The following is a 25,542-nucleotide window of genomic DNA, read 5'->3' as shown; positions in this document are numbered from 1 at the left end:
GGCGCGGTGACGGTCAATGCGTTCGAACGGGCAAATCGTATTTCATTGGCGGCCTCGAGAAGTGCGATTGAAAACCATATCAACCTAAAACGACAATCAGGGGGGAGTAACAAAATGCAGTCGAACGTTACGTCAGCTGTACCGACGGGGGTCCAATGGAGGATGGTGCTGATCCTGTGCCTCGTCAATGCGGTCGCTTTCATCGACCGAAACGTCTTGCCGCTGCTGGTGCAGCCCATCAAACGCGACCTCAGTATCACCGATACCGAGATGAGCTTTCTCATCGGCGCCGCGTTCGTTCTGCCGTACTTCTTCATAACACCATTAGTCGGTTCACTGGTCGACAAGATCTCCCGTCGTAAGATTCTGGCGACCGGGATAACTTTGTGGGGTGCCGCGACGATGTTTTGCGGTGCGTTTGTCAACTATACGACGCTTTTCGTCGGACGCCTGGGGGTCGCGACTGGCGAGACCGTCTCTGGCCCGGCCGCGTTGTCTTTGATCAGGGACGTCTTCGATGCGGAATTCAGAGGGAGGGCGATTGGAGTTTGGTCGATGGGCGCGAGCGTGGGCGGTGGCTTGGCTCTGCTTGGAGGAGGCATGATCCTTCTCCTCGTCGGCGATTCCGTGGGATCATTCCACGGCTGGCAGGTGGTGTTGATCACTTGCGGGCTCTTATCTCTGCCGATCGCCGTGCTGGTGTTCACCTTTCCAGAACCCAAGCGTCGTCCCTCGGCCACCGGTCAGGAAGCGACCGTGCGGCAAGCATTCGATGACCTGCGCTCACGTTGGATGATCTTCGTTCCGCTTTTTATCGCCAACGGCGCAACGATCATGTTGTTGGTCGGATACTCGTCATGGGTCCCGGCGTTTCTCGGGCGGACATGGCATATTCCGCCCAGTCAGATTGGATTCGCACTCGGTTTGATCATTCTGTTCCTGAGTACGGCCGGTCAATTTCTCTCAGGCTTTGTCATTGATTTCGCCTTGAAACGGTTAGGTAAGCCCGGGGTGCCATTGGTCGGCGCGATCGGATGCGTCCTCATTGCAATTCCCGCCGTCGTAGCGCCCTTTAGCAATTCGATTATTTTGACCTGGACGATGCTGGCTCTCTTCAATCTGCTTGCGTCGGCCCTATTCACCGTTGGCACGGCGACCATGGTGCATGTGTCGCCCAGCACGACAATTGGGAAAATCTCCGGAATCCATTTTTCTTGGGTCGGTATTACTGGTTATGCGCTCGCTCCCACTTTCGTTGCTGTGCTGGCCGACAAGTGGTTCGGCGGCGGGTCTGACGCGCTGGTATACGCCCTAGCGACCGCGGGTGGTACTCTTGCCGCGGTCGGTGGGCTTAGTCTGATCACCGTGTTTTGGCAGCTAAAGCGAAACTGGCCGGCGACGATCACATCGGAAGTGAAATACGCGGGATAGAGGTCATATGAGACGCGCCTGCGATGCCAAAATATTAGTGAGTACCGATGCCATCCAGGCCGATCTTTTCGAAGGTCGAAAACACGTCCATCCGCACAGGTGACGTGTCCGACCGGGATGTAATGATGGCGGCCGGCCGACGGTAGACGCTGCTCACTAATCCAACCAGGGTGGAGATCTTGATGAAGGCCATTATCATTGGAGCCGGGATCGGGGGGCTCACTGCCGCCTTAAGTTTGCACGCAGCCGGCATTGATGTTGAGGTTTTCGAAACGGTCCGCGACATCAAGCCGCTCGGTCAGGGTATTAACCTGCAACCGAATGGGGTGCGTGAGTTCACCGAACTTGGGCTGGGCGAAGGTCTCGCTGCCGCCGCGATCGAGACCTCCACGCTTTCCTACTACAACAAGCTCGGCCAATTGATCTGGAGCGAACCACGCGGTCTCCGTGCCGGCTACAAATGGCCGCAATATTCAATTCACCGCGGCGACCTGCAGGCCGTCCTGCTCGCGGCGCTACGCGAACGGGCCGGCGAGGACAGTCTTCATGTCGGTTTTCATTTCGAGTCCTTCGACCAGGACGAGAAGGAAGTTCGCGCGCATTTCATTGATCGGCAGAACCAGAGGTCGGCCGGCACCTTCAAGGGCGATATCCTGATTGGAGCTGACGGCATCAACTCCCGGCTGCGCCGGATTTTATACCCCAATGAAGGGCCGCCAGTGGATAGCGGCCGCGTCCAGTGGCGCGGTTCGGTTATCGCTGATCCCTTTCTGGATGGTCGCACCCAGGTGATGATAGGCCATCGCGAGCAGCGCACCGTAATATACCCGATGAGCAAAGAGATCGCCGCCACCGGCAAGTCCCCGATCAACTGGTTGACAGTCCTGGGTGGTCAGTGGACCCTCGACAAGCAAGAGGTGTGGGACCGACGAGTTCCCAAGGAACGGTTTTTCCCACCGTTCGCGGATTGGAAGTTTGATTGGATCGATGTCACAGGTCTGATCGAACAGACCACAGATATTTACGAGCATCCGAAGGTCGACCGGGATGCGCTGCCAAAATGGAGCTTCGGACGCGTGACTCTTTTGGGCGATGCCGCGCATCCAATGCGCCCGATCGGTTCGCAGGCGGGTACCCAGGCGATCATTGATGCCAGGGTGCTTGCGAAGGCCCTCGCCGAGTCACCCCTCGATCCCGCCCGTGCGTTGGTCGACTACCAAAAGGACCGGTTGCCGGTCGTCACGGAAGTGATGCTTCGCAATCGCGAGTACGGGCCTGAAATAGTCATGCAGATGGCGGAGGAAAGAGCACCCAACGGCTTCACGTCCATAGAAGAGATCATTCCGCGCCATGAGCTTGAAAGCATCGCCCGAAGCTTCAAGATCGCAGCAGGTTTCGATCCTGAAATTCTGAACCAGAGGCCATCGTTGAGTGTTGCCGGCTCACGGGTCTGAGCCGCTTGGTCGCCGCGGTCGAGCGGCCCGAGAACTCGGATGTCACTTGATTGTGGGACATAGAACAATCGGCCGAAGCGCTAGACTGCCCCTTCTATGAAGGAGGCACTCGTTGATTAATACAGACCTCGATCGTAGCCACGACCCGTTGCGCCTCAGTTGGGTGGCGAGCGCGAACCTGGCGAACTCCGATTTCCCGGTACAGAACCTGCCTTTCGGGGTTTTCCGTGAAACGGGCTCGGGCAAGGCTCCCCGTGGCGGTGTCGCGATCGGTGACCATGTCCTCGACGTCGCCGCGGTGTCGTCACTTCTGGGCGAGGTCAAACCCATCGCGGACACACTGATCGCTCCCGATCTACGGCCGCTGATGTCGCTCGCTCCTCGTGCATGGACGGCGCTGCGCCTCGCGTTGTCTGACCTATTGTGTACCGAGAATGGCGATCACGAGCGTATTGCGCGGCATCTTCATGCAAGCGACGGGGTGGACATGTTCTTGCCGGTACGGCCGGGGAGCTTCGTAGATTTCTTCGCCTCGATTCAGCACGCCACCAATGCCGGGAGCATTTTCCGGCCGACCGCCCCTCTGCTGCCGAACTACAAATACGTGCCCGTGGCCTATAACGGCCGTGCGTCCACCATCGTCGTCAGCGGCAGTCCGGTCAGCCGCCCGGCGGGGCAGACGCGCGCAGATGGTCAGGAAGCACCCTCGTTCGGGCCCAGCCAGCGGCTCGATTTCGAGACTGAACTCGGCGTGTTTCTCGGCGGCTATTCGGAGCGAGGCAGGCCGGTGCCGCTGCACGAGGCTTGGCGGCACGTATTCGGCTTCTGTCTGCTCAACGATTGGTCGGCGCGCGATATCCAGGCGTGGGAATACCAGCCGCTCGGACCCTTCCTGGGCAAGAGCTTCGCCACCACGATCTCACCTTGGGTAGTGACGGCGGACGCTCTCCGTCCATTCCGCGTACCGCTGTGCGAACGGCCAACGGGCGATCCTGCGCCGCTGCCGTATCTCTCCGATGACCAAGACCGGGCCGGCGGTGCGGTCGATGTGGTGCTCGAGACGCGGCTCGTAACGACGCGGATGCTACGGGAGAACGCCGGCTCCACGGTGCTCGGCAAGGCTTCCGCGCGCGAACTGTACTGGTCCGTAGGGCAGATGGTCGCTCATCTGACGAGCAACGGCTGCAACATCGAAGCGGGCGACCTCTTTGGAAGCGGCACCGTCTCGGGCGATGCGGCAGGCGCCCTGGGCAGTCTTCTCGAGATCACTCGCGCCGGAAAGGAGCCTCTGCCGCTACCGGGTGGCGAGCGGCGCACCTTCCTCGAGGATGGTGACGAGATCGTCATCACCGGGCGCTGCGCACGAAAGGACTTCGCACCCATCGGTTTCGGTCGATGCGCCGGCCGTGTCACGGCGTCGCCCGCGCGTTGAAGTCGGTCATCCCCGGTCCACCTCTGTGGACCAACGGTGACCAAGACGTTCGATACCAAAGTGCGGCAGGCACCCGGCTTTGAGCCGTTCGTATTTTGCGGTGCACAGCGCGCTGCTTGCAAGGAGGCATTATTCGGATGGAAGCGAAATTTAACCACCCGAGAACGCGACAGTCAGCGAGGCATGCATGACTCAAATCAGAAGCATCTCATCGCGCCCGACCCAGGTCGCGGCGTCCTCTTTCCTGCAACGGTTGGCAGCTCGTGGTGTCGAATACGTGTTTGCCAATGCAGGTACCGATTTTGCGCCAATCATCGAAGTCTTGTCGGCCGCCGACGGTGAACGGAAGTATCCGACATTCGTGACAGTGCCACATGAAAATCTGGCGATGGCTATGGCGAACGGTTACTACCGCGTCACAGGGAAGCCGGCCGCCGTAATGTTACATGTTACAGTTGGAACAGCGAACGCAATCTGCCAAATCATGAATATGGCGCGTGACAACGTTCCGGTTCTGTTGTGTGCGGGTCGTACGCCGGCAACAGAGACGGGACATGTCGCCTCACGAGACGTCTACATCCATTGGGGGCAGGAATCGTTCGATCAGGGAGGTATGCTTCGCGAATACGTCAAATGGGACTACGAACTCAGAGCCGGTCAGCCTATCGAAGCGCTAGTCGATCGCGCTCTCGACATAGCTATGAGTGAGCCCCGCGGACCGGTTTACCTGGCGTTACCGCGCGAGGTACTTGCCGACGCAACAGTACCAATGCGACGGGACAACGTGCGACCACTTGGTGTCACGTCAAACGCCCCATCGAGACATGTCGTGGATCAAGTCGCACGGATGATAGCCGAGGCGCAGGCCCCCCTGATTTTAACATCGTCGGCGGGCCGAACGCGGGAAGGAGCGGCCGCGCTGTCAAGGCTCTCCAATTCTCAGGCGATTCCGGTTCTCCAGATCAATGCAACGGACGCCAACCTACCTAGCGATCACTTGATGAACCTTGGTTTCGCGCAAGATCCTGGGCATCATCTTCAGGACGCAGACCTCGTTCTGGTTATCGAATGCGCGGTACCGTGGTTGCCACGCCTTTCCAGACCCAGGCCTACCACTAAGGTGGTGCATATCGGCACTGATCCCCTAGTGAGCCGTCATCCCTTTCGGGAATTTGAAGCCGATCTGCTGGTAGCCGGTGACGTTGCGACGACACTTAGGATGTTGAATGAACTACTGGGGCTGCTCGAAGATGACGTTCTACGCAAGAGACGCGATCGGGTTGCCGCGGAGCGGGCGAAGGCGTTGCAAGCTAGGGCGAACCTCGTGCAACGCTCGCGCGAAGAATCCCCCATCCACCCAGCGTGGCTTGCGCACTGCATAAATGAAGCGAAGTCCGAAGGATCAATCATTGTCAATGAACTAGGTACGGCAGTGAGTCGCTTGGAGTTTGCGGGTCAGGACCGCTACATCGGAAGTTCGCCGGCTGGCGGACTAGGTGCGGGTCTCGGCACCGCACTTGGTGCGAAGCTCGCCGCACCTAATAGCGATGTCATTGCAATCGTAGGGGATGGCTCGTACATGTTCGGAAATCCCGTTCCCTTTCATTACGTACAGCGAGCGCAGAATCTGCCGATTCTGACAATTGTCGCAAACAATCACCAATGGCTGGCGGTGAAGCAATCTACGCTTGCCGTCTATCCAGACGGTGCAGCATCGAGGGTGAACGTTATGCCTGTCCAGGACCTTGATCCATCTCCGGCCTTTGAGAGAGTGGCGGAATGCTGTCAAGGCTGGGGCGAGGCGGTCGACGATCCAGCTTTGCTTCCCGGTGCGTTAGCGCGAGCGTTGGAGAAGGTGCGCTCAGGAATTCCCGCTTTGTTGAACGTCCATACGCAGCCAATCCGATAACCCACCGGGCTGAAAGCTGGAAAACGGCCAAGTCGAACGACCGAACGGTAGAACGTGTCGCTGCTTGCCTCCATGGTGTTCGACAAGGTGCCGATGGACGAACTGTACCGGACCGTAGGGCAGATGCCCGCTCATCTGGCGGCAACGGCCGCAACATCGCAGGCGATCTCTTTGGAACCGTGACAGTCTCAGGCATGCTGCGAAGCCTAGGCCGTCTTCCGGAAATCACTCGCGCCGGACAGGAGCCCCTGTCGCTCAAAGGCGGCGAACAGTGTACGCTGCTGGAGGGCGCCAGAACGTCATCACCGGGCGCTGTATATGGCAGGGTTTCCCGTCGACTTCGATCGATGCGCGGGCCGTATCACGGCGGCGTCCCGCGGTTGACGTGGGCTGTCCCGTGTCACCCGTTCATGGGACTGACCAGAGCCGCCTGGGTCCGCATGATCAGATCGCATTTTGCGGGTTCAGCGGGCCTAAACATCTTCAAGATGAGTGATGGGTGCTGGTTGGCGCGGTGAGCTCGGTGTGCCGTTAAACGAGGAAAGTCTATCATGTCCCGCGAGCGCGTGTCGTCTGTCCTGATCGTCGGTGCAGGGCCCGTCGGCCTCACGCTTGCACTTGATCTTGCTCGGCGCGGCATCGAGGTAGCGATCATTGAGCAGCGCCGCAAAGGCGACGCACCGGACCCGAAGTGTAACCATGTCAGCTCTCGGTCAATGGAGGTCTTTCGACGGCTTGGCGTTGCCGCAAAGCTGCGTAACGCCGGTCTACCCGAGGATTACCCGCACGCAATTGCTTACCGCACCGCTTTTACCGGGCGTGAGTGTGGTCGCATCCACATCCCGTGCCGGCGCGACCGCTTCACCGATCGGACCGGCGCAGACTCGAACTGGCCAACGCCAGAGCTTCCGCATCGCGTGAATCAGCTCATGCTCGAGCCGATTCTATTTGACTACGTCGCAGCAACGCCGCGCGTCAAAATCTACAATCGCGTAGAACTCGTGAGTTTCTCCCAGGACGAGGATCAAGTCACCGCCGTGGGCCGCGATCTTGATACCGGAGAAGTTCAGATCTATTCCGCCCGCTATTTCATTGGATGCGACGGGGCACGATCGACAGTGAGGCGGGGGCTCGGCATCAAGCTGGAGGGCGACGGAGAATTCATGCGCGTGCAGGCGACCTTCATTCGCGCCCCTCAGCTCATCGCTCAACAGCAGTACGAACGAGCCTGGATGACATATTCTCTCAATCCGAAGTTGAGTGGCAATGTGATCGCGATTGACGGCCGCGAGCTTTGGATGATTTTCAATTTTTTGCGGCCCGACCAATTCGATTTTGATGCAATAGATCGTGATGGCAGCATTCGCGCGATTCTCGGCGTCGGCCCTGACTTTTCGTATGAGGTCATCTCGAAGCAAGACTGGATCGGACGGCGCCTGATCGCTGAAAGATTTCGCGACCGGCGCATCTTTCTCGCGGGCGATGCGGCCCACCTCTGGGCGCCGTATGCTGGCTACGGCATGAATGCCGGTATTGCCGATGCGATGAATTTGTCCTGGCTGCTCGCCGCGAACCTCAACGGTTGGGCGCCTACGGCAATACTCGACGCCTATGAGGCGGAACGATGGCCCATCACTGAGCAGGTATCCCATCTGGCGATGTCGCAAGCTGAAGAAGAGACGCGGCGCCGCGGCTCTGTTCCTGCTCATATCCTCGATGAAGGACCCGAAGGGGAGCAGGCTCGCGCCGAAGCTGGCCGTGTTGCTTGCGAAACGAATACCAAGCAATTCGCGGCCGCCGGCCTGAACTTTGGTTACTTCTACGACTGTTCGCCGTTGATCGTTTACGACGGTAGCGCACACCCGACCTACACACTTGGGGGCTTTACGTCGTCGACAGTGCCCGGGTGTCGCGTTCCTCATCTTTGGTTCGACGACGGCCGCTCGCTCTACGATGCTCTTGGGCCGGAATATACATTGTTGCGATTCGATCCATCGGTCGATGTCGGGCCGCTGGCTACTGCCGCGCAGAAACAAGGCGTTCCGCTCACGGTGCTTGATGTGGTATCGAAAGAAGCATCCGCGCTTTATTCGACGAAGCTTGTGTTGGCGCGACCCGATCAGCACGTAGCCTGGCGCGGCGACGAGCTGCCCAGCGATTTATTATGGCTCATCGACCATGTGCGCGGAGCCTTAGCTGGGAAGGCAGGGGAGAGTGAATCTCTCAAGGTAGTGGCTTAACCGTTTCGTTGACGTTTGTTAGAGGCCTCGAGCGCCAACCGTTAATACAAACAACGGTCGTCCTGGTCAGCACCACTACGGCTTCAACGATTGCCTGGGGAGGGGAAAGATTGCCGCTTGAGCAGCACACTCGAGGGGGAGTGAGCCTCTGTCGCTCTGACGACTGGCAAGCAGTACACCTTTCTCGAGCGCAGCGAGAGATAGTCATCATCGGGGGCTAAACGGCAGGGCCTCGCCCGATCAGTTTCCGGCGAAGCGCCGACCGCGTCAAGGCGTCGCTCGTGAGCTGAGATAAGCCGTTTCGTGTCACCCGCTCATGGGACTGACCTAGCCGGTACGGCTCGGCATGATCAACATCTCGACTCCACGTCCAGACAGGCGCTTTGAATCATGACAGTCCAACCCAATGCGTTCAGTGAGGCCGTTCTCTCGCCCCGCGACGGTTCACCCGCCTATATGACCGGATTTGAGAACTCTTTTGCGACCGAGGCTGTGCCCAATGCATTGCCTTTGGCGCGTAATTCGCCGCAGAAAGCGCCGCTCGGCCTTTATGCCGAGCAGCTTTCTGGCAGCGCGTTCACGGCCCCGCGTCAGAGCAACAAGCGTACTTGGTTCTATCGCATCCGACCCTCTGTACAGCATGGCCGCGGCTTTCGTCAGGTCGATGCCGGACTGATCCGGACCGCTCCTTGCCGCGATGAGTCGAATCTGCCCATCGCGCAGTTGCGATGGGCGCCGATCGCCATTCCGGACGAGCCGTGCGACTTTCTCTCTGGCCTGCGGACTATCGCAACAGGGGGCGATGTGCACCTGCAGCTAGGTATGGCTGCCCACGTCTATGTCGCAAACCGTTCTATGCAGGACCGCTACCTCTACAATGCCGACGGCGAACTGCTGCTCGTGCCGCAGGAGAACTCGATCCGTGTATTCACTGAATGCGGGGTTCTCGACGCCATACCGGGTGAGATCGTCATCGTTCCAAAAGGCATGAAATTCAAGATCGATCTGCCGAACGGCCCGGCCCGCGGCTACGTTTGCGAGAACTACGGCAACTATTTCACGCTGCCTGAACGCGGCCCGATCGGCGCCAACTGCCTTGCTAATCCACGCGACTTCCTCGTGCCCGTTGCCGGCTTCGAGGACAAGGAGAAGCCCTGCCAGCTCTTCGTGAAGTCGCTCGGCCGCCTGTACGTGACGGATCTTCCGCAGTCCCCCCTTGACGTCGTCGCCTGGCACGGCAACTTCGCGCCAGTGAAATACGATCTGCGCCGGTTCTCGCCAGTCGGATCGGTCCTGTTCGATCATCCTGATCCGTCGATCTATACCGTGCTGACCGCGAGTTCCGAGGTCGCCGGGACGGCCAACGTGGACTTTGTAATATTTCCCGAGCGTTGGATCGTGATGGAGGAATCGTTCCGGCCGCCGTGGTACCACATGAACGTGATGAGCGAAGTCATGGGACTCATCTACGGCGTCTACGATGCCAAGCCAGGTGGCTTCGTTCCGGGCGGAATGAGCCTGCACAATGGTCTGATCGCCCATGGTCCCGATGCGGAAGCTTTCGAGAAGGCAAGCCATAAGGCCTTGGCCCCCGAGCGTTTGTCGGGAACGATGGCCTTCATGTTCGAGACTCGTTATCCGCTGAGTGCCACGGCCTACGCTTCGCAGTTACACTTGCTCGACGGTACTTACCCGAGCTGCTGGGACGGGCTTTCCCGACAATTTGGCGGTGGTAAGCCCTCACGCTCGGCCTAGCCCCGAGCCATAGCGCGGCCCTCGTATAACGGCGGCAGCATCTTCGATGCCGAGATAGATGCTGTGGCGAACATCCTATCCGGCGGCGCTTTTGGCTAAGTATTCACTCATGATCAGCGTCAGGCAGGCAGCCATGGTAGACGACAGACTAGAGAAGCAGTACGCGCTGGGGCATCTGCGACCCGATCTGAATTTCCTTCCGGATTGGAATAGCCGAAGTCTGGCATTCCGCCAATCCAGCAAGTGCCGGCTGGATCTAGCTTACGGACCAGGCCCACGCGATCGGCTGGACTATTTCCCGAGTGCTGAGCCGAAGTCCTCGCCCACGGTAGTCTTTATTCACGGCGGCTACTGGCAGAGAGGAGATAAATCCGCATACAGCTTTCTTGCGGAATCGTTTGTAAAAAGCGGTATTTCCTTCGCAGCGATCAACTACGATTTTTGCCCTGGAGTTCGCATCACCCAGATTGTCGATCAGGCTCGTAAGGCCATGGCCTGGCTGTGGCACAACATCGATGGCCTGGGCGGAGATCGGGAAAGGTTGTCCATTGTTGGCCACTCGGCCGGAGCGCATATTTCAGGAATGATGATGACGACGGATTGGCCCTCCTTCGCAGAAGGGCTACCGCGAGATATGTTCAAGGGAGCCATTTTGGTGTCTGGCATCTTTGACTTGGAGCCACTGCTCTCGACGTCCAACAATGATCAGCTTCACCTGGATCAAGCGGAAGCATTCAGCCAAAGTCCCATAAATCTTGCGGCGGGTACCAACGCTCCGCAACTGATCGCATACGGAGAGGATGAAACCGAAGAGTTCAAATGGCAGTCCAACCGGTACGCAGCAGCCTGCGGGTCGTCGAACGCTAGGATCACGCGCCATGTTATTCCGGGCCACCATTTCGACGTCCTCAACGAGGCATCCGATGAGCGCTGTCGCTTTCACCGAAGCGCCTTGCAATTTATCGCCGCTCTTTCAAGCGCATAGGCCAAGCCGGACATGTTGATCCCGGAGTCAAAACGAATCCCATCGCCAATGCAATTTCCAAAAAGCGGAAGAAGAACGTTTGCAGCAACACCTCATCTGCAGGACAAGTATGGCCGTGAGATACTGTCTGACGAACGTTGGGGTTGATGCGGGTTGCGTCCAACCACAACGGCTAGATCGCACCCGCGTTGAGACGCATGCGTCCGCGAAGAAAGCTTGCCACAGGGTTTTGCCGGTGGAGAAATCCCATCGTAGACACTATCTGCGCCGCGGTCCGAGCGCGCGACGCGCTGGCGGACAATGAATTTTCGTGGTTGGTTGTTCAGCTAGAATAGCTAATGCATCAAGTGAAAGCGCCCCAAATGCAATCGTCTTCGCGCGTCTCAGCCTCGCGGCTCCCGGAGCGTTTTCGTGATCGCCTCCGCTTGCCTATCATCGCCGCTCCGATGTTGCATTTATCCGGGCCCGACCTCGTCGTTGCTGCGTGCCAGGCTGGCGTCATTGGCGCCTTCCCAACTATGAATCCCAGGGTTCTCCACGCTGACGGCGGACTTGATGGATGGTTGTCCGACATTAGGCGCCGACTTGCCGAAAATCCCGGAGCATCCGGACCGGTGTGTCCCAATCTCATCATGAGAGCCGATGATCTCGATGATCATGTAGATACGATTCTTCGGCATGGGGTCGAGATGGTGATCACTAGCGTCGGTTCCCCAAAGCCGATCATGGCAAGGCTCAAAGAAGCCGGCGTCTTCGTGTTCGCCGACGTCGCCACAGTCGAACATGCCCGCAAGGCGCTCGACGTTGGAGTAGACGGATTGGTACTGCTCACCGCCGGTGCTGGCGGACAGACCGGATGGCTCAACCCATTTGCTTACACGCGTGCCATCCGAGAGATATTCGACGGTCCCCTCGTGCTTGCAGGCGGTATAAGCGACGGGGTTGCCCTGCGTGCCGCCGAAATTGTGGGGTGCGATCTCGCCTACATGGGAACAAGATTTATTGCTGCGCGCGAAAGCTTGGCAACCGCCGAATACCGAGAGATGCTGGTCAGGTCATCGATCGACGACATAGTGCTAACGAAAGCCTTCAATGGCCTCTGGGGCAGTTACCTTCGCCCATCGATCGTAGCGGCTGGACTGGACCCCGATAGGCTTGATGACTCAGTTTCGGCGGACGACGCGAAACAGCGATATGGCTCGCGCTCAAAGGGACCGCGCAGGTGGACGGGCATTTTGAGCGCTGGCCATTCCGTGTCAGGCGTCCGGGCCGTCCAGACTGTTGCGGAAATCGTCGATCAAACATTACAAGAATATGAAGCTGCCTAGGATCGCGCATCAGGCGGGGGAGTTTGTGAGTTTCAAACCGGATTGCGCTGGACGTTCCCTAACGTGATTATTCTCGTACATTGGTGCACGAAGGCTTTCACGAGTTGTTGAGAGCGAATGGGCTGATGAACACGATCACGCAATTCACAAAGGAATGCCAAGGATAACATCCTATGAAAGCGGTGGGCAGAGCGCAGGAGTCGGATCTGCGTCGACGGGGTGTTTTTGAACGTAAAATGTACTGAAAAGCTCCCGATAAATCTGCCGGACACCAACGAAATTCGTGTCGGCTTTCTGTTTTTGCGGCTGGGTGGCCTACGCCTCAACCTTGGTCCTGAGCGCATAGAGCGCGAACGCGACCAGCGAAAACGCCGTCAGCACGACGCCGAGTGAAAACAGCGCCTGGTACGGAATCGTCGCCACCAGCCAGACGCCGATCGCAGCCGACATCATCTGGAAGAAACCGATCAGTGCGGAAGCCGCGCCGGCCCGGTCGCCGAACGGCGAGAGGGCCTTTGCGGTGCCGAGTGGATTGACGATGCCCATGCCGAGCAGGAACACGCACATCGCGCCGAGGAACGGCAGGAACGAGGGCGCATACAGCGCGACCGAGAGGATCGCAATGCCGCCGGCGGCAGCCGCCCACAATCCACCCCGGATCGAGCGATCGAGGCCGTAGCGTGGCGCCAGCTTCGTCGCCAGCATGCCGGCGGCGAACACGACCATCACGGTGCCGGCGAAAAATAGTCCCAATTGAATGGGCGAGAACTGCATCGCCTCGATCAGCACGCGCGGGGCGGCCGAGAACATCGCGAACAGGCCGCCCATGATTAGGCTGACGGTCGTGGCCGGGACGATAAAGCGCCGATCGGTGATCAGGCTGGCGTAATTCCTTGCTATCGCCAGCGGATCGAGCGGGGTCCGCGTCGCGTGATGGGTTTCGCCGAACACCGCGCTGTAGGCCACCGCCCCCAGAGCCGCAAAGGCCGCCACCAAAGCGAATTCAGAACGCCAGCCAAGATAATGATCTAACGCGCCGCCGAGCAGCGGCGAGAAACCGGGGGCGGCCGCCATTGCGATCATGATCAGGGCCATCGCGCGCGCCAGCGCCGCGCCGGAGAACATGTCACGCGCAATGGCGCGCGACAGCACCGAGGTGGCGCAGGCGCCGGCCGCCTGGATTACGCGACCGGTCAGCAAGCCCGGCAGGTCGGTGGCGAGGCCACACCAGAGGCTGCCGGCGAAGAACACGGCAAATCCGATCAGTACCGGCCAGCGGCGGCCGTAGCGGTCGGAGATCGGCCCGACCACGAGCTGGCCGAGCGCGAAGACCGCGAGGAAAATGGTGATGGCTGAGGTGACCGCGGCGCTGCTGACATTCAGCGATGCCGCCATCTGCGGCAGCGACGGCAGCAGGATGTTGGTGGCGAGCGTGCCGGTAGCGGAAAGGCCGGCCAGCACCGCGATCTGCAGGAAGGTGGAGGAGGCTTCTGGGCGGCGGGCGGTGTCGATCGCAACGGTCTGGTTGGCCATGAGGGATCCCGTAGTTCTGATGTTTAAATGATGAATACCATATAAAAGGGGCGGAAGCGTGAACGTTCCTAGTTCATCGTGCCCGAGCTTGAGACGGCTGCCGTCAATTGGCCGGCCGCAGCAAGGGAAAAAAGTGTCAGCCCGGTGATTCGACGATCCTCACGTCTTTCACGTCGATCCCACGCCCAATCGGTATCTCGCCTTCGGTGCCCACGCTTGCCTGGGTCGAAGCCTAGGTCAGGCAGAGCTGCGGGCATTTCTCAAAGCCTTGCTTGCTCGGTCGTTGATATCGAAATCGATGGTGCGTGCGAATGGGTCATCAGCAATCAGGTGTCGGGGCCGAAAACGCTGCCGATCCGCTACAGAGTCAGCGCGTAAAAGAGCATTTCAAGAGGTATGTACAAGTAAGTAGCGAAAATGTGGTCGTGGAGCTTTTTGCAACGGCGACTTTGATCGTCGGACGTTTCGATAGGGCTCGATGATTTGAATTGGTGCGCATCGCTCGCGCTCCGAGTTCTCCTAGGAAACCTAGTAGTTCGTTCCATGGCTTCGCTCGTTTCCTTGCGGCGCCACCGCGGCCGCGAGATTTGAAAATTCGTTGCGACCACAACGCGGGAAGAAACGCTTAGTCGTTCGATAGCGGTGCACGAGCATTTCGACCACATCCAGGACGTCCCATCGGGCTCCCGAAGGCGAAGCGGGCGTTGGGCGAACGTGGCCCGGCTTGGTGGAAGGAGAGCGCTCCAGACTTTAACCGACACATGGCGAAGAACACGGCCATTAATGGTGCGCAGCCGGGCGAGACGTCCGTAGGACGGATTAGCGGCCGCGGTAGGGGGCCGCATAAGCCTGGATCTCAATGGGCCGTCCGACCACGCTTGTCGCCACCAACGATAGGGCCGACTATGGAATAGGTTCGGAAATACCGAGATAGCGATGTTGCGCGTTAGCAGTGATACACCAGCCGCCGTTCACCCCCTCGATGAGACCTTGGGGGGAAGATATCAGCGTTGGCTCGCGGGCTGCTAATCGCTTCGTGCGTTCGGCCCAGTCCGGTCCGCGTGCCGGATTTGGACATCGAGAGCGCCGACATCGCAATCGTGCGCGGATGCTGTTGAAACCGGCCGCATCGATGAAAGGGAGTTCATGAGTTTCAAACCAACCACCGCCGGCGCTTCGCACGAGCCGACCCTGCATTGCTCCAACTGTAATCACTGGAGGCTCTACGTACTGCGTCCGCCCCTTAGAACGCATGTTTTCGCGGCAGGAGATCTCGCCTTTGTCAGCGGCTGTGCGATATCAGATCCCGCCGCTGTGCCTCTGTTGCAGCAGGCGATCCGGGCATGCGTGAATGGACGGTCGTGCTATTCGGGCGGTGGCCGACGGACTGATAACAGCGGAAGCATCGCAGCTTCTTCCGCTCCAACTCGCGAGAGACCGACGATCGATCGCTTGCCTGCGGTATGCTTTGTCCTACTAGCGCGACTTCAAGTGCCTGATTGACGCGGGGGTTACTCGGTATACCTATGCCTCCAACGAGGATGATTGGAGTACCGACGACGCAGTTCGACCCTTGATCGGCGCGGGCCGACAGCGCCTGTTGCTCGGCCAGTCGCCTTCGATGCTGATGCTGCACGCGACGAACGCGGCGGCCAAACCTTCCAACGACAACTCGAGAATCATGAGGACCCTATGCGCAGCAATCGTCAGTTCTATATCGACGGATCGTGGGTGCAGCCCAGTAGCCATGCCGTGATCGACGTCATCAACCCGGCGGATGAATCCGTGGCTGGCCAGGTCGCGCTCGGCGACGCCAACGACGTCGACAAGGCGGTCGCCGCGGCGCGCAAGGCGTTTGAGACGTTCTCGCAGACGTCGGTCGAAGAGCGGCTTGCGCTGCTTGACCGGATCATCGCCGCCTATCAACGGCGGATCGGCGACCTGGCCTTGGCGGTGTCGGAAGAAATGGGCGCACCCCTGTGGCTTGCAGAGCAGTTGCAGGCACCGGTGGGTCTCGTCCACTTCCAGATCGCGCGCGCCGCGCTGGCGAACTACAGCTTCGAGCAGGGCATCGGTACCACCGAGGTCGTGCGCGAACCGATTGGCGTGTGCGCGCTCATCACTCCGTGGAACTGGCCAGTGAATCAGGTGACCTGCAAGGTGGCCGCCGCATTGGCGACCGGGTGCACGATGGTGCTGAAGCCGTCCGAGGTATCGCCCTTTTCCGCGACGATCTTAACGGAGATCCTGCAAGATGCGCAGGTGCCTGCCGGCGTGTTCAACCTGGTACATGGAGACGGACAAGGCGTAGGCAACGCCCTGACGAGTCATCCCGACGTTGATCTCGTCTCGTTCACCGGCTCGACGCCCGCCGGCATTCAGGTGGCGCGCAACGCTGCGTTGACAGTTAAGCGCGTTCACCAAGAACTAGGCGGCAAATCACCGAACATCCTCCTGCCCAGCGCCGAGCTGGCATCGGCGGTGAAAGCGGGCGTGGCCCAGGTCATGCTCAACAGCGGCCAGTCGTGCAATGCGCCATCTCGGATGCTCGTACCGGCCAAGCGGATGGCCGAAGTCGCTCAGCTTGCCCGCGCCGCAGCCGAGGAGTGGGTCGTCGGACATCCGGCCAGCAACGCCAAGATGGGTCCGGTCGCGTCAGAGGCGCAGTGGAATAAGATCCAACGCCTTATCAAGGCTGGCATCGACGAAGGCGCGACGCTCGTTACCGGCGGCCTTGGCCGACCAGAGGGACTGGATACTGGCTTTTATGTGCGCCCGACAGTCTTTGCCGACGTGACGAATGATATGACCATCGCGCGGGAGGAGATTTTCGGCCCGGTGCTCTCGATTATTGGCTATGCGGACGAAGCCGATGCAGTGGCGATCGCGAACGATACGGTGTTCGGACTCGCCGCCTATGTTCAGGGCGAACACTCTGCCGCAGAGGCAGTGGCGCGCAAGCTGCGGGCCGGACAGGTCACGCTAAATTATGCTGACATGGATTTTGCGGCGCCGTTTGGCGGATACAAGCAATCCGGCAACGGACGCGAATGGGGCGAGGTCGCGTTCGGCGAATTCCTGGAAACCAAGGCGATCGTTGGCTCTCGCAAAGCAGCCTAACGCGCATGGTCTGACTTGATAAACATGCCCGCTCGGCTTTCGAACCAGCGAACACGAATGCAATCCGCATAAAGGTTTGACGAACTGGGTCCGGTCTGGAAAATCGGAACAACGCGTTTCGGTTTCCGTACCGGATCAAGCCTTGGGGATGAACGTCTATAGTTGATGTTCGTGCGACGCCCCTGGTATCATGAAGAGCAAAAGTCGAGAGGTCTCTAGCGAGGAACAGGAGGAGGAGGCAAGGTCTTTCCAGAATCACTGCCGGACACGCCTTGCATCGCGGGACACTTCTATTGCCGCATAGAGATGCTCAACCTCTTTCTCAGATGGTCGAATATGTTGCCAATCGACCTCAAACGCGACCCCAGTTCCGCTTTGACCGGCAAGCGTGCCTTTCTTTGTTCGAGTATGGTCCAACCATGGGGCCCTCCTGGGCAACGCCGCGCGGCCCTAAGTTCGCTCGTTCTGTTCGCTAGCGCCTGACTCAGCAGATGGGCTGGGCAAGGATCCGCCACTCAGCCCTGATGACATCCGATCGAACGCCTGCCGCGCCTCCTGGACTTGTGGCAGCATGGCGAGTGTCCAAGCGTGAAGCTCTCTAAGCGGCTGTTGCAGAGTACGGCCAAGGGCTGTGATCTGATACTGGACGGCCACCGGCGACGACGAGATCACCTGCCGCGAGACTAGCCCGTTGCGCTCGAGGCGGCGAAGACTTTGGGTAAGCGCTTTCTGGGTGACACCTTCCAGCCGGCGCCTGATCGCGTTGAAGCGCTGCGGTCCGTCGTTCAGGACGGCCAGAACCATCGCCGACCACTTGTCGGCGATCTCGTCGAACAATGCGCGACTCGGACAGTCCGATGAGAAGCATTGCGGCTTTAGGTCGAGCAAGGCGGTTTCCTCCGACATACCAAGGCGATTTGGGGTGCCTAGTTGACGCTAAGTATATTCTAGATACTTAAGACGGACGTTATTTGCAACGGAGAGACCTGTTCCATGTCGCACGCCAATACCAGCTATTTCGCCCCTTCACCCCAGTCCCCGAGCTGATGTACGGCATCGTCCTCGCACCATGACTCGCACACCGGCTGCCGGCGCAGGTAAACCCTGCGCCCTTGATTGAGCGAGCTGTGAAATCCGCGCGTCCTGCAACCAAACGCAAAGGGCCGAAGGGTCTGGATGAGGATCTTTCCGAACAGGAATCTCCGGCGCGGGATGTTGTCGTGAAGGCCGGCCATGCGTCGCTACGATCTTGTCGCAACGACAATTGAAAAAGCGCAGCGGCGCGTCACGGGTCCTGGTGCGAACATCGCGACTAGCGAACTCGATTCGACTTTCTGACGCCGGACATCGCCACATCGCTAAGATTTGGCCGAGCTTTTAGATTGATGAATTTGGTCGAGAATTCATTCCAGGAGTTCGTTGATGCCATCCAGACGGCGGCCGATGCGAACGCATTTGAGCGGATCGCCGCGCGGCTGGCGCAAAAGCTTGGGTTTCAGCGATTTGCATATTTGCGCCTAACGGACGAGGCGCCCATGCTCATCTCGTCCTACCCGAAATCCTGGACCAGCCGCTACTTTCATCTTGGATATCAGCAGCTCGATCCGGTGGTCCTCCGTGCCAGGGTCGAACGGGACCTCTTCAGTTGGGGCGGAGCGGCCTGCGCGCCGGCTGGGTCGCGCGCGCAACGCCAGTTTTTTGATGAGGCTACGACCTTTGGCATTCGATCCGGCATAACCGTGCCGATTAGGGGCGGTTTCGGACGAATGGCGGCCTTCACGCTGGCGACGGACGATCGCAAGACAGATCTCGATCGTCTTGCTGGCGAGTGCAGGGACATCATCCACCAGGCCGGCTTGTATTTTCACGTCCACGTCGCGGCTCGGCTCGATGCTGCTTTCGTCACGCGACAACTCACTCGAAGTGAGCTGAGCCAGCGCGAGCGCCAGTGCCTTGCATGGACGGCCCAAGGCAAGACGGTCGCCGATATTGCCGTTCTGGTCGCGATAGCGCCGCGTACAGTTGTCTTTCATCTCGAAAACGCGCGTCGCAAACTGGGCGCGGCGTCGATCGCCCAGTGTGTTGCGATTGCCTTGCGCCGCGGTCTGTTGAGCTGACGGTACTTTCATTCGATTTCCAGCAAGGTTAGATCGAAAAGGAGCATGCATGCCGTCTGCACAACGCATGGCGCGTTGCGTTGCAGCCAAAGTGATCTAACGTGGTCCGGCGGATATCGCGCCACCTGCAAAATCTGACAGGCGATCACGTGTCCGTTTTCTGCTGTCAAAGCCTTCCCGATAGTTCGAGGAGGTCGACATGCATGCCATCGCGCTTAAGACGTCTCAATTTGGTCGCCATCTGGATATTCTGACATCGATGTATCGGCTCCGCCGCCGTGTTTTCAAAGACCGGCTGGACTGGAGCGTGTCGGTGTCGGGCGACCTGGAAATCGATATCTATGATGCTCTGAGCCCGACCTATCTCCTGGTCGTTTCAGATGAGAATGCGATTCTGGGCTGCGTCAGGCTCATGCCAACGACAGGCCCAAACATGCTCGCCGACACCTTTGCCCATCTTCTGGGCAACCGGGCGGTGCCGAACGACGAGGGTATTCTCGAAAGCTCACGCTTCTGCGTCGACACAGAGCGCAGTGTCGATCCAGGCCGAAGCGGGTTCAATCGCGCCACCTTCGTGCTGTTTGCCGCGATGCTGGAATCGATGCGAGCGACGGGAGCGCAATCCATTGTGACTGTCACCGATGCACGAATGGAGCGCATCCTCCGGCGAGCCGGTTGGCCCTTGGAGCGGCTGTGCGAGCCGCAGCCGCTTGGGCAGACCATTGCGCTTGCGGGATTTCTTCACGATTCAGATCAAGCGCTCGAGGCCATGTACCGGCAAGCCGGCGTGGACGGACCGGTTCTGATCGTGCCTGGATCTGAGCGCGAGGCTGCTTGATCTCTCGCTCGGTTGTCGCCGAGGTCTCGTTCCATGCTCGCCGATCCGCGACATAGCTGCGTTGTTCTTTTGAACATGACCCGAGGTCGTGGGGTGGACGCTCATGCGTCCGTCCGCGGCACCGAGCGAAGCCTCGCTTTGCTGGCCGCTTGCCGGGAGGTCTTTGGCATTCCCCAAATCGCAGTTGGCGAGTACCAGCAGGACCTACTTCCTGATCATATTGCCGCTGCCGTAGAGCGCTGCGATATCGATTCCTTGTCCATGTGGCGGGATCCTCGGCTTGCGGCACGCCTTTCGGAAACGGGTGCGGGCTTGGTGTTTCTGGGCGGAGCATTCCTCGAAGAGGAGGTGCTGATCGCTGCCTTGGAAGGGGTGCGGCTCGGGTACGACATTCGGTTGCTTTCGGATTTGTCGGTTGCGCGTGATGAAGCCGATCGGTCCGTCGCTTTCTCTCGATTAGCCCATCACGGGGTCCTCTCGACAACCATCCGACAAGCTCTCCTGGAATGGGCCGTGTCGCTGGGCGATCAGGCTGCCATTCAGTGGGTGAAGGACTTGCTTTTGTAAACGGCCGCCTCCCGCAGCGGCGCTTGCGGGCCGGGCTCTTGTTGAACCGAGCCCGCTTTGCGGTCTCGGCCTTGCGGCTTCGATCCCTGGCGCGGACACGTCGTCCAAGGGTCCGCGCGTCCACGCGTCGTCTGCGTTTTCGATAGATCGCGATCGTCTCGCTGACGTGGCGCCGATGCGCTTGAGGACGATGTTTTGAGGAGCCGACCGCAGGCGGCCGGCGCTTTTGATGATCCCCCGGAAGGCGGGGTGGGCGGCGCTCCCGTATTGCCCCGAACCGGCGGTCCCTCAACCGCGCCTCGTTAGGGCTCTCTGTGTCGCTTGTGTGCTTGGCGCGGTCCTCCGCTCTCGCTGCGGCCGTTCCGGTGCGGTCCGCCTCTCGCGTTCGGGGCTTTCCGGTCGCTCTTCGCCGCCCACCCCGCCTTTCGGGGGCAGGGCGCGGAAGAGGAGCGAGCGGAGATCATCATGTCTAAGCGTTCGACCCACGATCACGCGGCCAAGCCGAACCGACCGGCCCTGAGCTTCACATTTATGCCGACGTCGGTGCACAAGAGGTCTGCGCCACCACCAACGACCGCCTCGATCTGGCACCTGGTGACGAGATCCGGTTGGTGCCGGCATTGGAGAGAGTTCGTCTTTTCGAAACCGACCACCGGTAGCATCATTGGCGCTTCGGACGAGACCAGGTCACGCGTCCTTGCGTGAGCCTGAACCCTGTCATCTATACTTCGACAGCTGAGATCAAGTCCGGCCGCCCGCTTGAGTCATTGCATCACGAAGTGTTTCTGGATCCGAAATGCTCGGCAAACCGTCATTTGGAAGATGCGATGCATCAGGCCACCACTATGGTCGTGCCGATAGACTATAGTGAAGCAGGCGAGCTCCATCGGGGCATTTCGCTCGACAGATATTTCATCAGATCGTAACGGGATCGGTGCTCGTATTTCTGGTTCAGGGCTTCAAAGCGACAAATCGAGCACCTTGCCTTCGAACAGGCGGTCGTACGAGCCCTTGATGTGGCGGCGCATGGCGTCGCGGGCGTCTTCCTTCTTGCGGTCGCGAATGGCCGCGAAGATCGCGTCATGCTCGTCCAACACGCCAACCAACCCACCGGCCGGGCCGAGCAACGATAGCCCATGCAGCTTCATGCCGACGTTGATATGGTCCTTGAGTGCGTGCATGGACGATAGAAAGAAATAGTTGTTCGCGGCTTCCGCAATCGCAATGTGGAACGCGTAGTCGGCATCCTCGCGATGGCCGTGGGCTCGCGTCGTGTCCCGCATAAGTTCCAGGGCTCTTTGGATTGCCCGCAGTGCTGCTTCGTTGCGCCGCATGGCCGCATAGAAGGCGTTCGCCGGCTCGACCTCGAGGCGGAACTCATAGCAGCGCTGCACATCAGCGATCGTGCCGGCAGGGGCGAAAGTAAGCGTCTTGCCCTGTTCCGTCTCAACGCCTCGCACGAAGGTGCCCGCGCCCTGTCGCGAGAACACCAGCCCATCATCGCGTAAGCGCCGCAGCGCCTCGCGGATGACTGGCCGAGAGGCGCCATAAAGCGCCGAAAGATCGTGTTCGCCGGGCAAGCGCGTGTTCGCCGCGTATTCGCCCGAAGCGATCCTGGCGCGCAGCTGGTGATGAACGCGCTGGACGAGCGGCGATGGCGGCGACGCGGTGCGGTTCTCGGAGTTTGCAAACTGATTCACGACGTCAGATTTACAACTTATGACAACTTAGTCAAGCGTCACTGACGTGGTCTATGGCAAATCTGGCTTAGGAATTACAACATGTTGACATGTCAGCTTGGATGCGCTTGAACATCGCACAAGACCCACAGAGGTCGGCGACAGGAAACACGCCAACCAAGCCGCATTGGCGGCTCGCACGAGCTGACGAAACCGCGCCGCACCCCAAGCCTCCTGGAGATAGGTGGACGATGCCAGAAGTCAGCACGAACCGTTTCAAGCGCGATCTCGGCAAACGTCAGATGCTCGGGCTATTTTCCACATTGGCCAGTCCGGCGCTGACCGAGATGTTCGCGCAGCTCGGCTTCGACTGGATCTTGATCGACACTGAACACAGCCCCAACGAGCCGGGCGACATCGTCGCGCAGCTCCAGGTCATGGAGTCGCTTGCGGCCGATCCGATCGTGCGGCCCGCATGGAACGACATGATCCTGGTCAAGCGCCTGCTGGATTTCGGCGCACAGACGCTGCTCTTTCCCTATGTCCAGAATGCCGAGGACGCCCAGCGCGCCGTCTCGGGCTCGTCACGTGCAGCGGCCTATGGGCTGATCCCGGACTATTTCGCTAAGATCCAGAAGGAAATCTGCGTCATCATTCAAATCGAGACGACGGAGGCGCTGGCCGATATCGAAAGGATCGCGGCGGTCGATGGTGTCGATGCCGTGTTCATTGGCCCGGCCGATCTCGCGGCATCGATGGGCCATCTCGGCAACACGCAGCATCCTGAGGTGCAGGAGGCGATCGACGACGGTTTCCGCCGCCTCAAGGCGATCGGAAAGCCGGCAGGCTACCTTACCAACAATGAGGACGAGGCGGTCCGCCGGGTAGCACAAGGCATCGACTTCGTCGGCATCGCGAATGACACCACCCTGATAACGCGTGGTGCACGCTCGTTGCTTTCCATGGTCAAGGGCGCCTGACGTGCCCGCGCGCCGGACGCCTCTGCGCCTGCTCGCCGACGACCTGACCGGGGCGCTCGACAGCGCCGCTGCGTTCGGCTCTGTCGATCAGCCGGTAGCAGTGCGTTGGCGCGGCTCCGTGCCGACGCGAGGAGCCATTGCGCTCGACAGCCGCACGCGCGAGGCCACGCCCGACGAAGCGGAGGCGGCGGTCGCGGCGGTGGCGCCGAAGCTATGGGCGGCCAGAACAGGTCTCGCCTTCAAGAAGATCGACAGCCTGCTGCGCGGACAGGAGGCGGCGGAGCTTGCTGCCATCCTCGATGTGCTTCGTCCGGCCCATTGCATCATCGCCCCGGCTTTTCCGGCGCAGCGACGCATCACGCGAGGCGGGCACCAGCATGTCTGGTCGGAAGGCGGCTTTAGGCCGGTTCCTGTGGATCTCGCGGCAGCGCTGGCCGCCACCGGTCACCCGGCAATCCGGGTCGCCGCAGGCGATGCGCTCCCCACAGGCATCAGCCTCTGGGATGCCACGACGGATGCCGATCTCGACGCGATCGTCGCTGCCGGATCTGCCCTGCCGGACGTGCTCTGGGTCGGCAGCGCCGGGCTCGCCTCGGCGTTGGCCCGAGCGGCCGGCTTGCTGCCGGGCCAGCCTGCTCCGGCGCCGCTGCAGCAACCCATCCTTGGGCTGATCGGCTCCGAGCATGCCGCGATCCGCGCACAGTTGGCCCGGCTTGGCACGCGGCACTGTCCGTTGAGCGAGACCGGCCACGATGACGACATGGTGGCAGGCCATCTCGAAGGCCAAGGCGTCGTATTCGCCAGCGTCAATATTTCGCCCGGCACGTCCCGTCGAGCTGCCACCGCTGTGATCGAACGGCGTTTCGCCGGGCTCCTGTCGCGGCTGCCGCGGCCCGGGACGCTCATCGCGGCAGGAGGGGAGACCCTGCGTGGTCTTTGCGAAGCGCTCAAAGCCGACCGGCTCGACGTCGTCGGCGAGATCATGCCAGGCGTGCCGCGCTCGGTCATGCGCGGCGGACGCTGGGATGGCGTCGCAATCGTTTCCAAATCTGGCGCCTTCGGCAACCCGGACCTTCTTCAACAACTCGTGGCGGCCTCGGTCGCAGCCACGGCCGGAGCGGCAACATGAAACCTCACCTCGCTATCACCATGGGCGATCCCGCCGGCGTCGGCCCCGAGATCATCGTCAAGGCCTGCCTGGCGCTGAAGGAGCGGCTCGCGAGCGGCGATCTGCGACTGCTGGTCATCGGCAGCAACCCGGCGCTGTTCGAGGCGCGTCGCATGCTCGGTGTCGACATCGCGATACCGGAGGTCTCCGAGACCGAGGCCTGGCCGCATCTCGCCTGCCTTCAGGCCGGACCCGAGGGTGAGCCGATCCGTCCCGGAATGCTCTGCGCCGATGGCGGACGCTTCGCCTATCTTGCCGTCGAGAAGGGCGTGGCATTGTCCCGAGACGGCCGCATCGGCGGCATCGTGACGGCGCCCCTCAACAAGGAGGCGCTGAACAAAGCGGGATACAAGTTCGCTGGCCATACCGACATGCTGGCGACGCTGACCGGCGCCAAGGACTCGGTGATGATGCTCGCCCATGGTGGCATGCGGGTCAGCCACGTCACCACCCATGTCGCCCTCAAGGACGTGCCGGGTAAGCTGACGCCGCAGCGACTGCGTTACGTGATCGACCGCACGGACGAGACGTTGCGCGCGCTCGATCTCGGTCGCCGCAGGATCGCGATTGCCGCGCTCAATCCCCATGCCGGTGAAGGCGGACTCTTCGGCCGCGAGGACGATGAAGTCTCGGTCCCGACCATCGCAACGGCGGTCGCCGACGGGCTCGACGTGGTCGGCCCCGTGCCGGGCGACACTGTGTTCGTCAAGCTGCGCGCCGGCCAGTATGACGCCGTCGTCGCCATGTATCACGATCAGGGGCACATCCCGGTCAAGCTGCTTGGATTCAACGTCAATCCAAAGACCGGAACCTGGGATTCGCTTTCGGGGGTCAACATCACGCTTGGCCTGCCGATTGTGCGCACCTCCGTCGATCACGGCACCGCCTTCGACATCGCAGGCAAGGGCATCGCCAACGAGCTGAGCCTGATCGAGGCAATCGAATACGCCGAGAGACTGGCTGCGGCGCGCGGCGCAGCCGCCAAATCCGCAGCATAGAGAAGGCT

General features: G+C 60.3%; 19 protein-coding genes. 16 read left to right on the top strand and 3 right to left on the bottom strand.

Going from position 1 to position 25,542, the window contains the following annotated elements:
- Nucleotides 1-162 precede the first annotated feature (162 nt).
- From IVB27_RS33775 to IVB27_RS33740, 9 genes are all read left to right on the top strand, one after another.
- Nucleotides 163-1,431 (top strand): MFS transporter, encoded by a 1,269-nt coding sequence (locus tag IVB27_RS33775; protein ID WP_247447102.1) that lies wholly within the window; start codon nucleotides 163-165, stop codon nucleotides 1,429-1,431.
- A 182-nt stretch (nucleotides 1,432-1,613) separates the two neighbouring features.
- On the top strand, nucleotides 1,614-2,885 hold the full coding sequence (locus IVB27_RS33770) for a flavin-dependent oxidoreductase (RefSeq protein WP_247447101.1): 1,272 nt from the start codon (nucleotides 1,614-1,616) through the stop codon (nucleotides 2,883-2,885).
- A gap of 112 nt (nucleotides 2,886-2,997) precedes the next feature.
- The gene (fahA, locus tag IVB27_RS33765) at nucleotides 2,998-4,317 is read left to right on the top strand and encodes a fumarylacetoacetase (protein WP_249811779.1); all 1,320 of its coding nucleotides are present in this window, start codon (nucleotides 2,998-3,000) and stop codon (nucleotides 4,315-4,317) included.
- A 187-nt stretch (nucleotides 4,318-4,504) separates the two neighbouring features.
- A complete protein-coding gene (locus tag IVB27_RS33760) occupies nucleotides 4,505-6,226 on the top strand; it encodes a thiamine pyrophosphate-requiring protein (protein ID WP_247447100.1) in 1,722 nt (573 codons plus the stop codon).
- 54 nt (nucleotides 6,227-6,280) lie between these two features.
- On the top strand, nucleotides 6,281-6,409 hold the full coding sequence (locus IVB27_RS43055; protein ID WP_256468484.1) for a hypothetical protein: 129 nt from the start codon (nucleotides 6,281-6,283) through the stop codon (nucleotides 6,407-6,409).
- A 368-nt stretch (nucleotides 6,410-6,777) separates the two neighbouring features.
- Complete coding sequence (locus tag IVB27_RS33755) at nucleotides 6,778-8,466, top strand: FAD-dependent oxidoreductase (protein ID WP_247447099.1); 1,689 nt, start codon at nucleotides 6,778-6,780, stop codon at nucleotides 8,464-8,466.
- A gap of 390 nt (nucleotides 8,467-8,856) precedes the next feature.
- Nucleotides 8,857-10,221 carry a homogentisate 1,2-dioxygenase gene (hmgA, locus tag IVB27_RS33750; protein WP_247447098.1) on the top strand — a complete coding sequence of 455 codons (1,365 nt, stop codon included), beginning with the start codon at nucleotides 8,857-8,859 and terminating at the stop codon, nucleotides 10,219-10,221.
- A 133-nt stretch (nucleotides 10,222-10,354) separates the two neighbouring features.
- Nucleotides 10,355-11,206 (top strand): alpha/beta hydrolase, encoded by an 852-nt coding sequence (locus IVB27_RS33745; protein WP_247447097.1) that lies wholly within the window; start codon nucleotides 10,355-10,357, stop codon nucleotides 11,204-11,206.
- A 632-nt stretch (nucleotides 11,207-11,838) separates the two neighbouring features.
- Nucleotides 11,839-12,534 (top strand): NAD(P)H-dependent flavin oxidoreductase, encoded by a 696-nt coding sequence (locus IVB27_RS33740; protein ID WP_345946955.1) that lies wholly within the window; start codon nucleotides 11,839-11,841, stop codon nucleotides 12,532-12,534.
- A 315-nt stretch (nucleotides 12,535-12,849) separates the two neighbouring features.
- Here IVB27_RS33740 and IVB27_RS33735 read toward each other — a convergent pair whose 3' ends face one another.
- Nucleotides 12,850-14,067 (bottom strand): multidrug effflux MFS transporter, encoded by a 1,218-nt coding sequence (locus IVB27_RS33735; protein ID WP_247447096.1) that lies wholly within the window; start codon nucleotides 14,065-14,067, stop codon nucleotides 12,850-12,852.
- Nucleotides 14,068-15,759: 1,692 nt separating this feature from the next.
- On the opposite strand from IVB27_RS33735, the gene IVB27_RS33730 reads away from it, so the two are divergent.
- Entirely contained in the window at nucleotides 15,760-17,187 is a 1,428-nt protein-coding gene (locus tag IVB27_RS33730; protein WP_247447095.1) for an aldehyde dehydrogenase family protein, read from the top strand.
- Between the two features lie 450 nt (nucleotides 17,188-17,637).
- Here the strand turns inward: IVB27_RS33730 and IVB27_RS33725 are convergent, their stop codons facing one another.
- Nucleotides 17,638-18,075, bottom strand: a complete 438-nt coding sequence (locus IVB27_RS33725) for a winged helix-turn-helix transcriptional regulator (protein WP_247447094.1) — start codon at nucleotides 18,073-18,075, stop codon at nucleotides 17,638-17,640.
- Between the two features lie 497 nt (nucleotides 18,076-18,572).
- On the opposite strand from IVB27_RS33725, the gene IVB27_RS33720 reads away from it, so the two are divergent.
- From IVB27_RS33720 to IVB27_RS33710, 3 genes are all read left to right on the top strand, one after another.
- Nucleotides 18,573-19,304, top strand: a complete 732-nt coding sequence (locus IVB27_RS33720; RefSeq protein WP_247447093.1) for an autoinducer binding domain-containing protein — start codon at nucleotides 18,573-18,575, stop codon at nucleotides 19,302-19,304.
- A gap of 199 nt (nucleotides 19,305-19,503) precedes the next feature.
- Entirely contained in the window at nucleotides 19,504-20,142 is a 639-nt protein-coding gene (locus tag IVB27_RS33715) for an acyl-homoserine-lactone synthase (protein WP_247447092.1), read from the top strand.
- Between the two features lie 33 nt (nucleotides 20,143-20,175).
- The gene (locus IVB27_RS33710; protein WP_247447091.1) at nucleotides 20,176-20,709 is read left to right on the top strand and encodes a cysteine hydrolase family protein; all 534 of its coding nucleotides are present in this window, start codon (nucleotides 20,176-20,178) and stop codon (nucleotides 20,707-20,709) included.
- Between the two features lie 959 nt (nucleotides 20,710-21,668).
- Here IVB27_RS33710 and IVB27_RS33705 read toward each other — a convergent pair.
- A complete protein-coding gene (locus IVB27_RS33705) occupies nucleotides 21,669-22,430 on the bottom strand; it encodes a FadR/GntR family transcriptional regulator (protein WP_524536530.1) in 762 nt (253 codons plus the stop codon).
- A 209-nt stretch (nucleotides 22,431-22,639) separates the two neighbouring features.
- On the opposite strand from IVB27_RS33705, the gene IVB27_RS33700 reads away from it, so the two are divergent.
- The 3 genes from IVB27_RS33700 to pdxA are packed head-to-tail and all read left to right on the top strand — an operon-like array spanning nucleotide 22,640 to nucleotide 25,534.
- Nucleotides 22,640-23,368, top strand: coding sequence for an HpcH/HpaI aldolase family protein (locus IVB27_RS33700; protein WP_247447089.1), 729 nt, complete (start codon nucleotides 22,640-22,642; stop codon nucleotides 23,366-23,368).
- 1 nt (nucleotide 23,369) lies between these two features.
- The gene (locus tag IVB27_RS33695) at nucleotides 23,370-24,497 is read left to right on the top strand and encodes a four-carbon acid sugar kinase family protein (protein ID WP_247447088.1); all 1,128 of its coding nucleotides are present in this window, start codon (nucleotides 23,370-23,372) and stop codon (nucleotides 24,495-24,497) included.
- A complete protein-coding gene (gene pdxA / locus IVB27_RS33690) occupies nucleotides 24,494-25,534 on the top strand; it encodes a 4-hydroxythreonine-4-phosphate dehydrogenase PdxA (protein ID WP_247447087.1) in 1,041 nt (346 codons plus the stop codon). Before IVB27_RS33695 ends, pdxA begins: the two co-directional genes overlap by 4 nt.
- Nucleotides 25,535-25,542 lie beyond the last annotated feature (8 nt).

The sequence above is a fragment of the Bradyrhizobium sp. 197 genome (assembly GCF_023073375.1).
Lineage (GTDB): Bacteria > Pseudomonadota > Alphaproteobacteria > Rhizobiales > Xanthobacteraceae > Bradyrhizobium.
This window is presented reverse-complemented; position numbering and strand designations above follow the sequence as displayed.

Excerpts from the sequence above, each read along its gene's own strand:
- IVB27_RS33775 (WP_247447102.1), top strand. The coding sequence starts at position 163 with ATGGTGCTGATCCTGTGCCTCGTCAATGCGGTCGCTTTCATCGACCGA.
- IVB27_RS33770 (WP_247447101.1), top strand. The coding sequence starts at position 1,614 with ATGAAGGCCATTATCATTGGAGCCGGGATCGGGGGGCTCACTGCCGCC.
- IVB27_RS33760 (WP_247447100.1), top strand. The coding sequence starts at position 4,505 with ATGACTCAAATCAGAAGCATCTCATCGCGCCCGACCCAGGTCGCGGCG.
- IVB27_RS33755 (WP_247447099.1), top strand. The coding sequence starts at position 6,778 with ATGTCCCGCGAGCGCGTGTCGTCTGTCCTGATCGTCGGTGCAGGGCCC.
- hmgA (WP_247447098.1), top strand. The coding sequence starts at position 8,857 with ATGACAGTCCAACCCAATGCGTTCAGTGAGGCCGTTCTCTCGCCCCGC.
- IVB27_RS33745 (WP_247447097.1), top strand. The coding sequence starts at position 10,355 with ATGGTAGACGACAGACTAGAGAAGCAGTACGCGCTGGGGCATCTGCGA.
- IVB27_RS33740 (WP_345946955.1), top strand. The coding sequence starts at position 11,839 with ATGAGAGCCGATGATCTCGATGATCATGTAGATACGATTCTTCGGCAT.
- IVB27_RS33735 (WP_247447096.1), bottom strand. The coding sequence starts at position 14,067 with ATGGCCAACCAGACCGTTGCGATCGACACCGCCCGCCGCCCAGAAGCC.
- IVB27_RS33730 (WP_247447095.1), top strand. The coding sequence starts at position 15,760 with ATGCGCAGCAATCGTCAGTTCTATATCGACGGATCGTGGGTGCAGCCC.
- IVB27_RS33720 (WP_247447093.1), top strand. The coding sequence starts at position 18,573 with ATGAATTTGGTCGAGAATTCATTCCAGGAGTTCGTTGATGCCATCCAG.
- IVB27_RS33715 (WP_247447092.1), top strand. The coding sequence starts at position 19,504 with ATGCATGCCATCGCGCTTAAGACGTCTCAATTTGGTCGCCATCTGGAT.
- IVB27_RS33710 (WP_247447091.1), top strand. The coding sequence starts at position 20,176 with ATGCTCGCCGATCCGCGACATAGCTGCGTTGTTCTTTTGAACATGACC.
- IVB27_RS33700 (WP_247447089.1), top strand. The coding sequence starts at position 22,640 with ATGCCAGAAGTCAGCACGAACCGTTTCAAGCGCGATCTCGGCAAACGT.
- pdxA (WP_247447087.1), top strand. The coding sequence starts at position 24,494 with ATGAAACCTCACCTCGCTATCACCATGGGCGATCCCGCCGGCGTCGGC.